The organism is Lachnospira pectinoschiza (assembly GCF_020564355.1).
Lineage (GTDB): Bacteria > Bacillota > Clostridia > Lachnospirales > Lachnospiraceae > Lachnospira > Lachnospira intestinalis.
The window spans coordinates 226,775-243,696 of sequence record NZ_JAJCRR010000001.1 but is presented as its reverse complement, the minus strand read 5'-3'; the positions used below and the strand labels follow the sequence as shown (position 1 = coordinate 243,696).

At 42.9% G+C, this 16,922-nt stretch carries 15 protein-coding genes; all 15 read right to left on the bottom strand.

The window, feature by feature from the left end; all coding sequences use genetic code 11:
* Nucleotides 1-16 precede the first annotated feature (16 nt).
* Entirely contained in the window at nucleotides 17-1,024 is a 1,008-nt protein-coding gene (locus LI288_RS01285; protein ID WP_227089189.1) for a deoxyguanosinetriphosphate triphosphohydrolase, read from the bottom strand.
* Nucleotides 1,025-1,188: 164 nt separating this feature from the next.
* On the bottom strand, nucleotides 1,189-1,551 hold the full coding sequence (locus LI288_RS01280; protein ID WP_022433502.1) for a TIGR04086 family membrane protein: 363 nt from the start codon (nucleotides 1,549-1,551) through the stop codon (nucleotides 1,189-1,191).
* Nucleotides 1,552-1,615: 64 nt separating this feature from the next.
* Complete coding sequence (locus LI288_RS01275) at nucleotides 1,616-2,863, bottom strand: HlyC/CorC family transporter (protein ID WP_022433503.1); 1,248 nt, start codon at nucleotides 2,861-2,863, stop codon at nucleotides 1,616-1,618.
* A 140-nt stretch (nucleotides 2,864-3,003) separates the two neighbouring features.
* Nucleotides 3,004-3,702 (bottom strand): Rpn family recombination-promoting nuclease/putative transposase, encoded by a 699-nt coding sequence (locus tag LI288_RS01270; protein ID WP_227089188.1) that lies wholly within the window; start codon nucleotides 3,700-3,702, stop codon nucleotides 3,004-3,006.
* A gap of 134 nt (nucleotides 3,703-3,836) precedes the next feature.
* Nucleotides 3,837-8,102, bottom strand: a complete 4,266-nt coding sequence (locus tag LI288_RS01265) for an InlB B-repeat-containing protein (RefSeq protein ID WP_227089187.1) — start codon at nucleotides 8,100-8,102, stop codon at nucleotides 3,837-3,839.
* 172 nt (nucleotides 8,103-8,274) lie between these two features.
* On the bottom strand, nucleotides 8,275-9,444 hold the full coding sequence (locus LI288_RS01260) for a hypothetical protein (protein ID WP_227089186.1): 1,170 nt from the start codon (nucleotides 9,442-9,444) through the stop codon (nucleotides 8,275-8,277).
* Between the two features lie 153 nt (nucleotides 9,445-9,597).
* Entirely contained in the window at nucleotides 9,598-9,993 is a 396-nt protein-coding gene (locus tag LI288_RS01255; RefSeq protein WP_227089185.1) for a hypothetical protein, read from the bottom strand.
* A gap of 98 nt (nucleotides 9,994-10,091) precedes the next feature.
* Nucleotides 10,092-10,469 (bottom strand): hypothetical protein, encoded by a 378-nt coding sequence (locus tag LI288_RS01250; protein WP_227089184.1) that lies wholly within the window; start codon nucleotides 10,467-10,469, stop codon nucleotides 10,092-10,094.
* Between the two features lie 108 nt (nucleotides 10,470-10,577).
* On the bottom strand, nucleotides 10,578-10,718 hold the full coding sequence (locus tag LI288_RS01245) for a hypothetical protein (RefSeq protein ID WP_022432534.1): 141 nt from the start codon (nucleotides 10,716-10,718) through the stop codon (nucleotides 10,578-10,580).
* A 146-nt stretch (nucleotides 10,719-10,864) separates the two neighbouring features.
* Nucleotides 10,865-12,349 (bottom strand): hypothetical protein, encoded by a 1,485-nt coding sequence (locus LI288_RS01240; protein WP_227089183.1) that lies wholly within the window; start codon nucleotides 12,347-12,349, stop codon nucleotides 10,865-10,867.
* Nucleotides 12,350-12,386: 37 nt separating this feature from the next.
* The gene (locus LI288_RS01235; protein ID WP_227089182.1) at nucleotides 12,387-13,421 is read right to left on the bottom strand and encodes an ATPase, T2SS/T4P/T4SS family; all 1,035 of its coding nucleotides are present in this window, start codon (nucleotides 13,419-13,421) and stop codon (nucleotides 12,387-12,389) included.
* Nucleotides 13,422-13,424: 3 nt separating this feature from the next.
* A complete protein-coding gene (locus LI288_RS01230; RefSeq protein ID WP_022432537.1) occupies nucleotides 13,425-13,607 on the bottom strand; it encodes a hypothetical protein in 183 nt (60 codons plus the stop codon).
* Between the two features lie 368 nt (nucleotides 13,608-13,975).
* Nucleotides 13,976-14,317, bottom strand: coding sequence for a DUF5640 domain-containing protein (locus tag LI288_RS01225; protein ID WP_022432538.1), 342 nt, complete (start codon nucleotides 14,315-14,317; stop codon nucleotides 13,976-13,978).
* 110 nt (nucleotides 14,318-14,427) lie between these two features.
* On the bottom strand, nucleotides 14,428-15,867 hold the full coding sequence (locus LI288_RS01220) for a UDP-N-acetylmuramoyl-tripeptide--D-alanyl-D-alanine ligase (protein WP_227089181.1): 1,440 nt from the start codon (nucleotides 15,865-15,867) through the stop codon (nucleotides 14,428-14,430).
* 14 nt (nucleotides 15,868-15,881) lie between these two features.
* Complete coding sequence (locus LI288_RS01215) at nucleotides 15,882-16,916, bottom strand: D-alanine--D-alanine ligase family protein (RefSeq protein ID WP_022432540.1); 1,035 nt, start codon at nucleotides 16,914-16,916, stop codon at nucleotides 15,882-15,884.
* Between the last annotated feature and the right edge of the window lie 6 nt (nucleotides 16,917-16,922).

Here is a 16,922-nt window from a genome sequence, read left to right as displayed (position 1 = left end):
TGATTCATCCTTCCTCTTATACTTTCCACGATGTCGGAACAAATATTTCTTCAAATTTGGCAACCGAATACTGGTCGCTCATGCCTGCTATATAATCGCACACGACACGTTCCGGCGTTTCGCCGCACTCTGTAATAAATCTTCTGTAATTGTCCGGCAGCGCTTCTATATTATCCATATAATATCCATACAATTCCGTAATCAGCTTGTCTGCCTTTGCTTCTTCACTTTTTGCAAGTGGATTCTGATAAAGACTGCCAAACATAAATTTGCGCAGCTCCATCATTGCCTGATGCACTTCATCAGACATACAGATTTCATTCTTCCCGATACTGTTATGAATAATATCCTGTATCATCGTATTCAGCCTTGATTTTGTAGTATCTCCAAGCACTTCTGTAAAGGCTTTTGGAATATCCGTTTCACTGAATATTTTTGCCCGGATTGCATCGTCAATATCATGGTTAATATAAGCTATTTTATCGGAAAGCCGGACGACTTTTCCTTCCAGTGTGGACGGCATGGACGATGTCTGATGGTTTAAAATACCATCACGCACTTCTTTTGTAAGATTTAACCCCTGTCCGTCTTTTTCCAGTTTTTCCACAATGCGGATACTCTGTTCTGAATGGACAAACCCCATCGGACAGATTCTGTTTAATGTCCGTTCTCCGGCATGTCCAAACGGCGTATGTCCTAAATCATGTCCCAGTGCAGCTGCCTCTGTCAAATCTTCATTTAACCGCAGCGCCCTGCTGATTGTTCTTGCAATCTGGGACACCTCCAGTGTGTGCGTAAGCCGCGTTCTGTAATGATCCCCCTGCGGCGACAGAAAAACCTGCGTCTTATGCTTTAAGCGCCGAAACGACTTACAGTGTAAAATTCTGTCCCTGTCCCGCTGATATGCAGGGCGCACCGTACAGGGTTCTTCCGGTCTGTCCCGCCCCTGCGATTCATCACTAAATCTGGCAAATCTGCTTAAATGCTCATGCTCGTATTTTTCCTGTTCTTCCCTGATATTCATTCAAAGCCTCCTATCCGGTAAACAGTCCATCCTGTTAAAAGCGCCTATACTTTATATATTCTGCAAAGAATCTGATTTTCCTTTAATTTTTCTTAATAAAATTTCAGCACTGATGCAATCCGGACATCTTACAGTACAGCTTTAATCCTGACATTTCTGTTATTTTATTCAGGCGTTGCAAATGCTCCAGCTCCACCTGCCAAAAGGCAGACAATCAGTGCCTTTACAAGTGCTGTCATATCCATATCTGCCCCTTTTGTAAGAATAAAGGCGGCAGCCGTCAGCACGGTAAAATATAAAATACCAAAGCCCATGCCCCACAACATTCTTCTGCTTTTCTGTGCTTTTGCTAAAATATAGCCGCCGGCAAAGCATGAAAGAGCATAAATAATAACGACAGCTGCCATTACCTGCCAGTCTGACAAATGCAGACGATACAGCCCGAAGGCCGTTAACAGAAGCAAAACTGCCGTTATTACATATGCTATAATCAATGTTTTTACAAGTTGAAATCCTTTTACTGCCATTTCCCCTCCAGATTCAAGATTCATTTTTCTTAATCTATCCTATGAAAGGAAAAGCCCGGTTATACTAAAAAACTTTTAAAATCACAGATACAACTCTGTTGGATTCTACTTTTTCTACTGTAAATTCCAGATTATCCACGCGCAGTTTTTCTCCTGCCGCCGGAATCCTGTCCAGCTTTTCAATAATATAACCACCGATTGAATCATTATCTTCAGATGTCAGGGCTGTTGACAATTTTTCATTGACATCATCTAATTTATACGTTCCGTCAATATGATATGTATAATCATCGATTTTAACAAATGGTTCTGTTTCATCATTATCATACTCATCACGGATTTCCCCGACGATTTCTTCCAATAAATCCTCTGTTGTAATCATGCCTGCCGTAGAACCATATTCGTCTAATACGATTGCAATCCCCTGTGACTGTTTCTGCATTTCCTTAAACAGTTCGGAAATATTTTTATGTTCATAAACATAATAAGGCTTGCGCATGATTTTTCTGATTTCAAACTGTGTGCCATGCGGCGCAACAATTAAATCTTTTATATTTAAAATGCCGACAACATTATCCTGTTCTTCCTCATACACCGGAATCCTCGAATACATCGTTTCCCTAAACAGTGCCAGAATCTCATCGTATCCCGTTGTAATATCTGCGGCAACCATATCAATTCTCGGTATCATAACATCTTTAGCTTCTGCATCACCAAAATCGAACAGATTGTTAATAATCTGTCTTTCATCTGATTCAATGACACCTTCTTCATGGCTGACATTAACAAATGTTCTCAGTTCTGTTTCTGTAATTGTCTTTTTATGATTCTTCGTATCAATATGGAACAATCGTAAAAAGAATCCTGCCAGAACATCTACCACATAAATAACCGGTGTCAGCACGGTCATCAGTACTTTAATAACCGGTGCATATACCAGCGCAAACTTTTCTGAATAAACGGTTGCTGTCGTTTTAGGTGTAATTTCACCGAAAATTAATACAACAATCGTTAACACACCTGTTGTAATACCCGTGGCATAATTGCCCCAGATTTTAATTGTCAGCGATGTTGCCAGCGCCGATGCTGAAATATTGACAATGTTATTTCCAATCAGAATCGCACTTAACATCTTCTGTGAATGTGCAATAATGTCTGACACAATGACCGCCCTCTTGTTCCCCTCGTCAATCAGGGTTCTGATGCGAATGTGGTTTACAGTTGTAAATGCTGTTTCTGCTGATGAAAAAAAAGCAGATAACGCAAGCAGAATAATAATTAAAATCAACTGCGTGATACTGTCCGTATCCAAAAAATCAACTCCTTTAAAAATATTTTTCTCTACATCATATCAAATAATAAAGGAGATGTCAAAGATTTTGGGGATTTTCAAAAATGCTTGACAAGATTTTAAAAGTTAAAAAATCTTCACAAGAAATTTTTAGAATTTTTTTAGAATACCGGATAAGTATATCCTGCTTCTTTCATCTTTTTTTCAAGTTCTGCGACACTGATATTCAGCTTATGAGCGCCCTGTTCCGGTGTTATGGTTTTGTCCTGCACAAAACTGTACACTGTCATCTGCTCACCTTCAAGTCTGCCTTTTTCAATACCCATTTGTTCAAGTCTTTCAGCTACTTCGCACATATCACTCTTAAACATGGATATCTGCTCATCTGTGAGCCATGCAATTTCAAATACGTTAATCTTTAAGTCATTAACATATTCTTCCATGCCCTCCGGAATGTCAAGCAGGTCTTTTAAATGCTTTTCTGCCCTCCAGTGTTCATTTCCGAAGTACAGTACCAGTGTTATCACCGGCACGGCACTTTTTTCTTCCAACTGTCCACGGTAAGATGCACCCTCATAGCCAAACACCCTCAGCGGCATTTTCGGCTCAACGGCAGTCTGATTTTCCAGTCCGCACAGGGCTATCCGTACTTTTCCGTTCATCCAGTATTTTGCGACATCCCGCTCCTGCTCGTGTAAGACACCGTTTTTGTCATTTTTATACTGGGAATGCACACCGGTATTTACAAGTGTCTCCGGCTTTATGCGCTGTTTTCCTTTGAATACCAGTACATTGACAATATCAGCAAAAATGTCATTATAATCTTCCAGTATCTTTTCTGTTAAATCTTTTATCCCCATATACCTCTCCATTTTCTTCCTTAAAATAACAAATATTCATATATACATAACAGGGGATATTCTTTAACTTTATATTTAGTTTAATCATACACCCTGTTCTTCATTTACTGCAAGAAAAATACACTGTTTAGGTGTTATTTCACCCGTGTGATATTACCCTGCTTGTCGATATGCCATACCTGCTCGCAGAGTTCATCCGGGTAGTTTTTCAGTTCATCGATGGTTAAATGCCCTACCGAATCATACCATTCCTCATCACCGGGGATTCTTTTGATGATGGTGTCGTTATAAACGGTCGATGCCGCCTTTACAAGGATAATGCGGCGCTGTTTCCACCGGGCATACAGTTTTACCGTGGCGTGGTTTACGGTTGTAAGGTTCTTTACCGTATCCTGCGGCTGGTATTCCGTTCCCTGTCCGTCCGTTCTTGTATTCCATCCCATAAAGGTAAATCCCGTCCTTTCCGGCTTCTGCTCCGGAAGAACGACTTCCTCTCCATACTGCACCTCCATTTTATCAGGAATGTTTCTTGCGGCTGTGCCTGCATTGCCGTCAAATTCGATATAGTAGGTAATCGGTGTCACCGTTTCATCCCACAGGGCATACATAGTCGTATTTTCCTTTAAGACATAATCTGCATTGCATGGGAAGCGTGTTTCGCTCTCCGGGCTGTTTTCGGCCCATGTCGCAAATGCATAGGAATGGGTATAGCCGTCAAGGTCAACGGATTCCTTTACACTTTCGCCAAGCTGTAATTTAAAGCCCCTTACTTCCTGCGGGGCAGCCGCATTGCAGTACACAGTTTTCGTTACCGGCTTTGTGGTGTCATTTTCCGTTCCGCCGTTTAATTCATAGGTCAGTGTTACGTCTGCCCGGCACACGGTATAGTAGGTAATGCTGTCCGGGATTTTTAAATGTTCCTCCCCGGACTTTACCTCCATCTTTTCAGCACCTTCCGCAGTGATATCTGCCCGGCTGTTAAATCCCACTGCCGTAACATCCGATACGTTTTCCCATCCGCCATAGGTACTGCACTGTGGCGCATCGATAAGGGCATAGGTGTCGTTGTTGTACATGGAGCCTTCCCTCTTATAGGTCTGTGCAAAGTCCACGAATGTCACAGTGATGTCCTTTCGGTACACGGCATAGAGTGTGACGTTTCCGGTGACGGTGTACCGGGTAAGTCCTGTTTCTGAATCACTTTTCGTATTCCATCCGGCATGTTCCCAGCCGTTTTTGTATGCTGCAACGGAAAGGTCGGCATCCGCACCGTAGTAGGTCTTTACGGTTTCCTTATCCGCCGACGTACCGCCGTTTGTTCTGTAGTCATAGGTAACGGTGCATACCGTCCTGTCATAATAAAGTCTGACCGTGGTATTTCCCTTAACTTCCGTCTGCGTGCGGTTTCCGTTTTCCTGAAGTGTTTTGTTTTCGTTGAAGGAAAGTCCCTTTATTTCACGGGCAAGGTCTTTATGCACCAGTGTTTCGCCGTAGTACGGCTTTAAATCTTCTGTAACGGACGGTTTGTCCGGATAGTTTCCTGCCGTATCCATGTAGTAGTGTTCCACGGTGACGGTATATTCATTGGTCTGTGATGCAGAGCATGCCTTTAACGTGACATTTTCTTCCGGCATGACAAATGTTACCGGATTTGATGTCTTTGATGTGCCGTTTCTGAAGGTAAGGCGTGACTCCGTTTCAAATCCTGCAAAACGGTAGGTATACTGCGCGGTCTTTTCACTGAGCGTAACGGATGCCGTTACATTTTCTCCCCAGCGGTATGTACCCTCCCCGCTTTTTGCACTGAAAGCATCGGCATTGTCGTATGTTACTGTTACATTGTAAGTCTGTCTGTAAATATCAACGCTTGTTGTATAGCCCTCTGTCTGGTACTGTCCGCTGACTGTATACTTTACTGCCGCCGGTCTTACCCACTTATCTGTATCAAGGCTGCCAAAATCATAATCGACCGTATCACCGGTCCTGAAATCCTGATCAAGAACGGTGGTGTATGAAATCCATGTGCCGTCTGCATTTTCGTAACGCACACGTATCTTCTGGTTAAAAATAAGGTTTTCAGACTGTGTTGTATATTTTGCATACAGCGTTGTATTTCCTGCCGGTGTGTATGTATCTCCTGCGCCGCCGACACGATTTGTAAGAGCGGCATCCAGATACCAGCCGTCGAAAGTATAGCTTACATTCTTTCCGTCAATCTCAACGGAAGCTTTTTCTGCATTTGGAAGTGTAACTGTGCCGTTGGTATAATCTGCTTTTACATTTACCGTGCCGCCATTTGCGGTAAGGTTTCTGAATCTCACGGACGGCAGCCAGTAGGAAGCGCCGGTAAACTGTCTGTTTTCTGATATGCCAAATGCCCGGTAATGCATGATTGCACGGATGGTATCATAGACATTTCCCGCAGCATTTAAAATGTCGGGATTGCCGTTATAATATGCCGCCCAGTTTAATGTCCCTGTCGTCCAGTCATATGAGCTCTGCACCTCACCGTGGCTTGTCTGTTCGGTAAGCTGTTCATTCCAGCCATTAAATGTTCCCGGCGCATCGGTGTTTGAACTGTTAATTGCTGCCGTGCCACCGTTGGTTTCATAGCTTACGGTGTAGGCTCTTTGGGCTTTGAGGAAATTGTAGATTTTGTCGTATTCGTATGTTCTTACCGTATCTGTTGTTTCATTTCCGTTTTCATCAAGAAGCGTACCGCCGTCTGCGTTGTAGTCCACCTTATAATTACTGTTTGTCCACTCTGCTGATAAGTTGATGGTGTTGTCCCACAGATACCACTGCTGGTTTTCGCTGCCGTAGTAGTTACACAGCTGGAGGTTTGTGCCGTTGTCCGTGCTTCCGTAGAGAAGGTCTAGCACAAGGTTTGGGTCAAGCTTTGAGCGGATATAGAAGTATCCGTCCCCCGCCATCTGGAACGTCCACTTTTGGTTGTCACCGCCGTGGTATGCCCACTGCTGGATGTTTGCGCCGTTATTTCCGCCATCTATGCCTGTGCCAATGGCGGCATCCAGTACCTTTCCCGTTGCATTGTTCCGTATGACCCAGTACGGCAGTCCGTCTTCAAAGCCCGTAAACACAAAGGCATACATCTGTGCATTGCCGTTTACACAGTCCCATATCTGTGCATTTGCGCCGTCCGCATAGCTTGCCGCGCTGATGTCAACGCACTGATACCTGCCGCCGCATTTTGTACGGATACTGGTAAGCGTGCCGGAAGACGGAAGCGTACCGCCGCCGTCACAGCCTCCGGTAAGATTTAAGAACTGGTCTTTTATTTCCCATGTGCTTCCGGATACCGATGTGTAACCTGTTCTCTTAAATAAGAAGTTTTCCGCAGTGTTTCCGTCATATGCCGCATTATAGGAACGGTAAAAATCAGACATGTTGTCGGCGCCGTTTCCCATGTAGCTTACAAAGCAGTCTGCCTGTACCCACTGGGCTTCAAAGGTGGCATCCGCAAACAGGGATGACCAGTATTTTCCATCAGTGAACATTTCTCCCAGCTGTCCGGCATCGTATACCTTTCCTGCCTGCTTGCCGCCTGTGGATGTAATCTTCCAGCCGGTGAACACATAACCCGGTCTTGTCGGTGTTGCCGGAACTGAAACGTTTTCAATTCCTAACCGCTGCATGGTAACTGCATTGCCTGAACCATTGACCTGTCCGCCGTTTAAGTTAAAGGTATAGGTAAATGGGTCTGTTATCATGGTGAAGACAGAAAACATACTCGCTATTTGTGTTGGGCGTAATGTTAAATCACTTCCGCTTCCCACTGTTTCATCTCCATTATTCCACCTAAAAATTGGCACAACATATCTTATCTTATTCTGTCTGGTACTTATATCTTCGCCATTTGGATATCCACTCTTACCATATCCTGTATCACCATTTTCCGTGACTCCGACCGTCCATGTGCCGCTTGAGCTACGCCAGCCACCGTCAAATACAATATTTCCGTTTTCATCATACTCACCTACAGACCAGTAAAACTGTAATCCTGCATTTTCAGTTGAACCGCCTGCATCGGCAGTATCCTCTTTTGCCGCTACAATCGCAAAACGCTGACCGAAATTAACCCTTATCTTTCTTCCATAAGTAACTCTTGATGAAGCCTTCAGCTTGATGTCATCAAAAAAATGGCTTCTGTCAGAGTAGATTTCCCCCACATCATTCGTATAATTATCACCATATATCTTAACATCAGTCATAGAGTGCTGTCCTTCACCCACTCCTGTTCTAAACTCCAGTTCTTCAAGACTGTTCCATGTGTCATAGGCAGCCCATGTCTGTCTGACATATGTGCCTAAACTTACTGCAATGAGTAACACCGCCGTAAGAGCTGTAATAAGTTTCTTATGCTTTTTTATAAATCGCATACTTTATTCCTCCGTTTAAATAGAATCTGTTGTAAATGAGTTACAAATAAACCTGATTAATAGTTACAATATAAATATACTAGACAAAAACTTTAAAACAGATAAACAAAATACCGCCTGCGGAAATTTCACAAGCGGTATCTCATATATTTTATATTTAATTGTTTTACTGTTATCCTACATATCTGAACCAGTTTAAATAAACATCAACTACACCATCATGAACATATGAACGCAAATCCTGTGCGCAAAACTCATTAAGATTTGTTTCTTCTTTTGTACAGAAAAATTTACCGTCTTCAAGCACAATCGAATTAATCACATAATCAGGAAATTCAGTTGAATTTATTCCATAATCATCCGGATACCATTCATTTTCTGCATACACCGGCTCTACAATATTTCCATCCTTGTCCACCTGTACTGTAACATACTCAATATATTCAACAGGTCCTGTCAAATCCGGCTGTACCGTAATATTTCCTGTTGTATTTGCCAGTTCCGGTGTTCTGCCATGATGTCTGACCTCAATCACAACCGTATCAATGACCTGACCGTTTCTGACTTCCTTTCCGTCTACCGTGCCGGAGTATTCTGTCGCTACCCTGCCGTTTACGACGTACCATGTATTCTCGCCGTCTGCGGCAAATCCGTTGTAGCCAAAGTCAACCGTTCCGTTATTAAACTTCCATGTGCCATACTCGTTGCTGCATAAGCCGTTAAAGCCGAAGTTTACCGAACCGTTGTTGACTTTCCACCAGCCGTAGTCATTTAATGCCATACCGTCAAATGCGAAATCAATCGCACCGCCGTTAAAATACCACCATGTATTGGTTGCTTCATCAAAGTCCAGTCCGTTGGCACCAAAATCAATGCTGCCGTTTACAAACTTCCACCAGCCATAGTCATTTAAGGCAATGCCGCTGTAGTTAAAGTCAACCGTTCCGTTGTCATACTTCCACCAGCCGTACTCATTTACACCCATGCCGCTGTAGCTGCCGTCCAGTCCGCCGTTATTGACATACCACCAGCCGTACTGGTTTAACACCATTCCTGAATAGGAAAAATCAACTTCACCGTTATTAACCTTCCACCAGCCGTATTCGTTTAAGGCAATGCCGTCATAATCATAGTCAATCTGTCCGTTTTTGTAGCAGTGCCATGTATCCCCGTCAAGCACAAGGCTTTCATCGGAGCTGTCCACATACTTCTGTACGGAATAATCGGATGCGTAAGTCTTTACCCCTCCTGCACCCAGTGTCGCCATTGCTACTGCCGCAGCTGTCATTCCGATGACTGCCGCCTTGTCTGCTTTCTTTAATAATGCTTTTAATCTTGTCATAAAATTTTCTCCCCTTCTTTAGCGTTATACTTTATTATAATGGAACAGGCGCCGCCTGTCCATGGGTAAATTACCGTGCAGTATTAAATTTTCAAGGTACATTTATGGTATGCCGCTTCTTAACCGCTTCATTGTGATCTGCTTCTTTGGTTATTACGGCTCAAAGGAAAATGCCTTTTCATACGAACAGCTTCCCTTTTTGCCCCTTAACGGATAGTCGTAATCTTCCGTCACGATAATGTCAAAATTACCGTTTTCGATATCCGCCTTTACAACCTGCACTGACAGCTCCCCATCCGTGCCGATTTTTTCATTCACCGCCCTGCAGAAACCCTGTATCAGCTCCTGCATATAGGCTGCTGTATTTCCCTGACTGTAATCAAGGCGCAGATAAATGTCACCCATGACATCCACTGCATAATCCGATGCCTTGTCAAGGCTGTTGCTTACCTCATTGTCCCTCATGTTGGTACTGATGATGGAACAGTGGATCAGCACACACAGCGCTGTGACAACCAAAAAACCTCCTCCGGTTATGACCGTTCTCATGAAGTTCTCCCCTTCCTGTTTTCTTACATTATTTTCCCCTAAACACGAACACTTTCCGGCTCAGCTTTTTCTAAATCACGTTTTCCCCAATCACTTCCCTATGCCGTCTTTGGCGTTCTTGCAATCGCATCGTATGTATGATTTGCATTCAGGTTCAGAAACGGCATTTTTAATGCGTATTTCAGCTCCAGCTTGTAATACACGTTCCCGGAAGTTGCAGTATCATACGTTACCGCCGCCGTCATGCCGTATCTGCTTACGTGAGAATTAATGTGGTCTAATGTAGCTGCATCCAGTGTATACCCGGCCGCATCATCACCGGTGCTTTTTCCATGCACTTCCATGTAATCCTGCACGTATTTGGAAACTTCATTTACCTTGTTTACGTCCATGTTCATCTGTATAAACCCTATCGCCATATAACACATGATAACAAGGATTATACAATATGCCGAACTTTCTATTATTGATTTCATACTCATCTCCATTCCGCAAATGCTTTGTCCCAAACAGCTGTCCGTGACATCTGCGGCACAGACAGCTTTATAAAAATCTTACATTTAAGGATTTTTCATACCCGTACCTTATCTGTACAGCAGTGTATTAATCACTGCCATAATGGTCTGTTTATACATTACAATAACCACACCCAGCATTGCCGTTACTGCCATAAATCCTGCCAGCGGCACAACGGCATCCTTTACCATTGCAATCAAGTCGCCCATACCGTCCTCCTATACACACACCTTGAGTAAAATCTTTATGAAAACCGCAATAACTGCGCCCATAAAAATAAATGAAGTAACCGCATCTCCATATAAATCTACTATTGTATCCATTGTTTTCCCCTTTCTGCGTACACGCCCAACGATTACAAATAATTTGTAATAACTAGCAGCATATCTGCTGCCACCTTCACTGCTACAAAAAAAGTCGGAATATATTCTGAAAAACGCATTATACTGATATGGTCTGCATTGTCTGCCGTTTCATACTGATTCATCAATTCATAATTTCTTGTGAGAAGCGTTTTGATGGTTGTATCAATACTCTGCGCATCATTTTCGCTGAGCGAGTATAAAATACGTACCGAAGATGAGATATCCGTTACCTCAAACTGATTTAAAAAAGAATAATACGGTGTTACATCTGAAGGATTTTCTTCAATCGCATAAATAAACTGTTCCAGCGACTCTTTCATAATCACCGGTGCTGTATCATACGTATCTTCAATTGCCATTGCAAGTGATTCCTCCGAAAGGTTGAGTGCTACGTCCCTGAGCCAGTCTGCAAATGAATAATACAAATCTTTCTTCAAACGCTTCAATGCCGCCTGCCGGTTAATTTGTGGCACAATCCACAAATAAATACCGCATACCGCCGCCACGGCACACCACAGATACCATCCGTAATATGCCAGAATGCCGCTTATGCCTGCCATTATAACAAGAATCGGTATCAGACTGCGGTGAAGTTTCTTTAAGTCGGTATGAAATGCCATTTGATAATCTCTTTCTGCCGCCTTATCACTGCGCTGTTTAACCAGCCAGTCACAGTCATGCCGGATCTGCATATAAGTGTAATACATCATACATAAAATTAAAAATGTACAGGATACCACCTGATATAGCGGTTCATGTGTAATATCCAGCCTGATTTCAGATGTATTTTCACAGATATATGTAACCAGCACAGATACCGATGCCATCAGAAAACTCAGTACTACTCCGATTGCCGTTATCTGTTTTATGCGTCTTATTTCCTCCTGAAACTGATATACCCGTTTTACCCAGTGGTCTGCATCGCACCGCAGTATTTCCAGTGAACTTTTATACTCCCCGCCTTTTTCTTCCACCTGTGTTAAAAAAGTATGCAGTGTTGTAATTCTTGAACACGCATATTCTTTTTCAATGTTTTTAAGTGCCATGCGATACACATCTTTTGTTGTCCCATACTGCATTTCCTGTATTGCCGCAATGATACAATTTTTCATTTTATGATCCGTGACTTTCAGCGTATCTTCAAGTGCCGTAAGAATTTTGGGCTGTCGTTCAAATGAATAAATCATCTGATGAATATATACATCTACATCGTGAAATTTCTTTTTCTTTTCTTTCCCTGAAAAATACGCGGCGGTCACCGCGGGAATACAAAGTATTCCCGCTGCCATCACCATAAAAATCCATATCGGCTGTAATCTGTAAAACCACCCTGTAAGGACGGTTATGACCATTACTGCCCCAAATATGCCTGCATACCCCTGTGGTGTACAGGTAGCTCCGCTCTCCCCTGCTTTCTGCTGTATTCTCCGATAAGAAAAATACTGCCTTACATTTCTATATTTAATTTTTTTCATGCTTCCTCCCCTGATTATTCCCCTCTTGCACAAAAACTCATGCTGTCTGATACGGATTCTCAATCCCATACCGCAGAAAACGGCGCTGATAGGCTTCCGGTATCTGCTGCGGTGTTTTCCCTTCTCTGTCATATAACACCGTACAGGTATTCCTGCCGCCCTCATTGTCGTAAAATGCCATCTGTGTAATCCGCCGCCTTTCCTTTGCATCGCACTCAACCAGCACCCCGACATCAATATATTTGTAAATGTTATTGATGAAGCGTTCTGTAATATCACACGAGCCCAGCATATTATACATTCTGTCCGGCAGCCCCCGCACATCGTCCAGATGTATCGTTGTCATACAGCTTGCCCCCGTTGACAGGCTGTTTAACAAATCCAGCACCTCCGGTCCTCTCGACTCCGACAAAAGTGTCCAGTCAATATTATGCCGCAGTCCCGCTCTGATAATCTGTGAATATGAAAACTTCTCATCCACAAAAAACTCCGCACATTTTTTCCCCGGATTAATTTTACGATAATGGATTTCCTGATTGTCTTCATACACACCGACCTTTTCATTTGCCGGAATAAATGTGGACAAATATTTGAGCAATTCCGTCTTTCCGGCGTGCGGCTGCCCGCCAATCACAATATTGCAGTGTGCAGTCACACAATTTTCAAGCAGATTAATCAGCGTCTCCGGCGCATAACCAGCCTGTACAATATCCTGATGGCGGAATCTCAGCCTTGTCGGGATTTTACGGATTGCCATACTCTTTTTGGTACAGCGGGATTCATGCCAGATGGATATGCGCAAATCTTCCGTATTGGCCTCCAATATCGGATATGCCCTGTTAAACGGCACTTTCATAATGTTGGCAAGCCGGATTGCAAGATTATCCACATATTCCTCATTTAACCGGATATTATGGCAGTAACAGCCTTTCTTTAAATCTGTAACCCACAGATAATAACCGTCCCACTCAATATCCGTAACATCTTCATTCTGTATCAGGTCTTCTATTTCCCGAAACAGTTCTGCACGATTCTGCCGGATGTATCCTTTTAATCCCTGTTCTTTTTCCAATCCCTATTCTTTACTCCCCTCTCCGCTGATGGCATCCTGAATCTGCTGTTCATAAGAAATGTTATCTACCGCCGTTGTCGTCTTGGTATTCACAATCTTTACAACCGCAACCGTCAGCAAAACAGCCGCAAGAACTCCTGCAAGCGCCACAATGACCTTCCCGTAATGTTCAATAATATCGTGCATCTAAAATACCTCTCTTTCTTCTGAGTTGTTAAAATGTGATAATTTTCCGACTGGGAATGTATCCCTTTGGAATGACTTAAAACTAGAATTTATCCGAATAAAATAAAATAAATATAATAGATATCTATTACGTAATTAAGAATACCATATAAAATAGATTTTGTAAACCCCTAATATAAAAAATATTTAAAAATTCCAATAACTAAAAAGATACCCGGTATATAAAATCCTGCTGCTTCTCATTTCTGAGCAACTTGTTGCGAAGAGGCGATGAGAAATTCGCGCATGCGATTTCTCATCTGCCATCACAGATGTTTGCTTTTACTCGAAAGTAAACATCTGTGTGATATACCCGGTATCTTTTTTATTTACTGCTTTACAAATGTAATCTGTGTCTGGCTGCTGTCTGTTAATGTCAGCTTGCCCTTCTTTAACGTATATGTATACTCATCGGATTCTGTCTGTCCCAGATAAGACATGGTAATTGTCAGCTTATCTTTTTCTGTCGTATACGTAATATTTAAAGAAATGCTGTCACCAAGGCTGATACTTCCCGTTCCGTCGTCCTTTAATTCAAGCTTTGAAATATCGGCATCCGTTCCGTCTACAGTCCATGTACCTGTAATGGATTTGCTGCCGCCGCATGCCACAAAGGATAAAGATAATACCAATACGAGCATCAGCGCGCTTAATTTTTTCATTTTTTTCATGTGTTCTTCCTCCAATCCGCAGGCATTACAATATCAAAAGAATCTCAGATTGAATTTAATTTCCTTCTGCGATAAGAGTTTTTTGTCATGCCCGCAACACAAATAATCAATTATTCCTGTGTCATTTCTGTAATTGCTTCAATCACCTTTGGAAACTCCATTGCATGGGATGCTTTTACCAAAATATTGTCCCCCTGCTTTAAAAGTGCAGGCAATTGTGCAATAAGTTCCTCTTTTGTTGTAAATGTATGCACACTGCATGGATACGCACCGGCATGATTCTTCCGGTAATCTTTGGCACCCTGCGCAATCGACGTTGACAGCGCACCTACCGTCAGCAAAACATCCATCTGCTTTTGTGCCAGATAACTGCCGACTTCGTAGTGGAGCTGCTTTTCATTTTCACCCAGTTCAAACATATCACCTAAAATGCAGACCTTGCGCCCCTTTGCCGTATCCAGCACATCAACAGACGCTTTCATAGAAACCGGATTTGCATTATAGCAGTCATCTAAAATCAGAAATCCGTTTTCCCGGATAATATGATTTCGTCCGGCAATCGTTTCCATGCCCTCAATGCCTGTTTTTATCTGCTCTGCGGTCAGTCCGAGTGCCTCACCGACTGCCGCTGCTGCCATGGCATTATACACCATATGCTCTCCCGCAACCGGAATCTGCACAGTAAAATCTTCTGCCGCATTTTCAGTCTGATTCTCCGTCTGAACAGCATTATCTGCTGCCATATGAATCCGGCAGCGGACGCCTTCCAGTCCTAAATTTTCAATATGATCCGCATAGATTCCCGCTGTATTTTTAATACCGAAAAATACCGGCTTTTTGCCGTAAACTTCTGAGATTGTAATGAGCTTATCGTCATCTCCGTTTAAAATAACCGTGCCATCCGGATTCATGGATTTAAAAATCTCTGTTTTTGCCTTTAAAATGCCGTCACGGCTCTTTAAATTTTCCAAATGACACAAGCCGATATTGGTAATGACACAAATGTCCGGCTGTGCAATCTTTGTCAGACGGGTCATTTCACCGAAATCACTGATACCCATTTCCAAAACAGCGATTTCATCTTCCTCCGTCAGTCTGAAAATGGTAAGCGGCAGTCCGATTTCATTATTGAAGTTGCCCTGTGTCTTTAATACTTTGTACTTCTGTGAAAGAACTGCTGCAATCGTTTCCTTTGTACTGGTCTTTCCGACACTTCCCGTAATACCGACCACTTTGATATCCAGATTGGCGCGGTATAACTGCGCAATGTCTTTTAATGCCTGAAGTGAGGATTCTACCTGAATGTACGGTCTTTTCTCTCCCGGAAGCTCCTGCTCGGAAATACAGCAGAGCGCTCCTTTTTCATAACAGGAATCAATATAAGCATGCCCGTCACTTCTTGCACCCTTAATCGCAATAAACATTCCCTGTGGCTGTATCTGCCTGCTGTCTGTTGTAATAGCTGAAACTTCTTTTATTTTGTCGCCGTCACTGCCATGATATATTCCATCACAGGCTTTTGCAACAGCTTCCAAAGTCATTCCCTTCATGGTACTCTCCTGCACTATTTATTATATTTATTCATAGAGATTTCTACAATTTTTTGTGTCAGCTGGTCATAAGACATGCCGACTGCTGCCGCTTCCTGCGGAATCAGACTGGTTTCTGTCATGCCCGGAAGCGTGTTGATTTCCAGACAGAAAATGTCTTCGTCTTCATTTAACAACATATCCACTCTGCCGCATGTTTCAATACCGACTGCCTGACACGCTTTAACTGCCCAGCGCTGCATTTTCTGCGCTACATCTGCCGGAAGATTTGCCGGACACGTTTCCTTTGTTGCGCCATTGTACTTATTCTTGTAGTCATAAAAGCCTTCTAACGGTTCAATTTCAATAACCGGCAGTGCTTCTCCGTCAAGAACCGCTACTGAAAATTCCCTGCCCTTTACATATTCTTCAACCAAAATGTTATCTTCATAGCGGAAAGCTTCTTCCACTGCGGCACGGAATTCTTCTTCGTTATTTGCAATGGATACACCTACACTTGAACCGCCGCAGCACGGCTTTACAACACACGGATACGGAACATATTCTATCTTATGTCCTTTCTTTAAAGAAATGCCCTTTGGCATCGGAACACCTTCGGATACCAGTACCTTTTTAGTCAGTTCCTTGCTCATGGAAATGGCGCTGCTTAAGTATCCTGTTCCTGTATATTTAATACCCATCAAATCAAACGCAGCCTGAATCTTACCGTCTTCGCCGTTCGCACCGTGCAGTCCGATATAAACGATATCTGCTGCCTGACACAGTTCGAGTACACCCGGTCCGAAAAATCCGCCGCCGATGCGTTCTCTTTCTTCAACCAGCTTTGCAATACCGGCTGACTGCTCTTTCATGCTGTCTGCCAGCTTTTTTAAATCATTGTCTTCCTGGAAAAATTCACTGCTGTGCTTATATTTCCCCGAACCTGTAAATACATCTATCATATTGGCATGATGTCCGTTTCTTCTTAACGAACCGCACACCATCATACTTGTCATAATGGAAACATCTCTTTCCGTACTGGTTCCGCCAGCTAATACTACAATATTCACAACAAT

Coding starts and splice junctions, on each gene's coding strand:
- LI288_RS01230 (WP_022432537.1), bottom strand. CDS start 13,607: ATGCACGATATTATTGAACATTACGGGAAGGTCATTGTGGCGCTTGCA.
- LI288_RS01255 (WP_227089185.1), bottom strand. CDS start 9,993: ATGAGAACGGTCATAACCGGAGGAGGTTTTTTGGTTGTCACAGCGCTG.
- LI288_RS01245 (WP_022432534.1), bottom strand. CDS start 10,718: ATGGGCGACTTGATTGCAATGGTAAAGGATGCCGTTGTGCCGCTGGCA.
- LI288_RS01270 (WP_227089188.1), bottom strand. CDS start 3,702: ATGGGGATAAAAGATTTAACAGAAAAGATACTGGAAGATTATAATGAC.
- LI288_RS01260 (WP_227089186.1), bottom strand. CDS start 9,444: ATGACAAGATTAAAAGCATTATTAAAGAAAGCAGACAAGGCGGCAGTC.
- LI288_RS01285 (WP_227089189.1), bottom strand. CDS start 1,024: ATGAATATCAGGGAAGAACAGGAAAAATACGAGCATGAGCATTTAAGC.
- LI288_RS01225 (WP_022432538.1), bottom strand. CDS start 14,317: ATGAAAAAAATGAAAAAATTAAGCGCGCTGATGCTCGTATTGGTATTA.
- LI288_RS01280 (WP_022433502.1), bottom strand. CDS start 1,551: ATGGCAGTAAAAGGATTTCAACTTGTAAAAACATTGATTATAGCATAT.
- LI288_RS01220 (WP_227089181.1), bottom strand. CDS start 15,867: ATGAAGGGAATGACTTTGGAAGCTGTTGCAAAAGCCTGTGATGGAATA.
- LI288_RS01240 (WP_227089183.1), bottom strand. CDS start 12,349: ATGAAAAAAATTAAATATAGAAATGTAAGGCAGTATTTTTCTTATCGG.
- LI288_RS01250 (WP_227089184.1), bottom strand. CDS start 10,469: ATGAAATCAATAATAGAAAGTTCGGCATATTGTATAATCCTTGTTATC.
- LI288_RS01265 (WP_227089187.1), bottom strand. CDS start 8,102: ATGCGATTTATAAAAAAGCATAAGAAACTTATTACAGCTCTTACGGCG.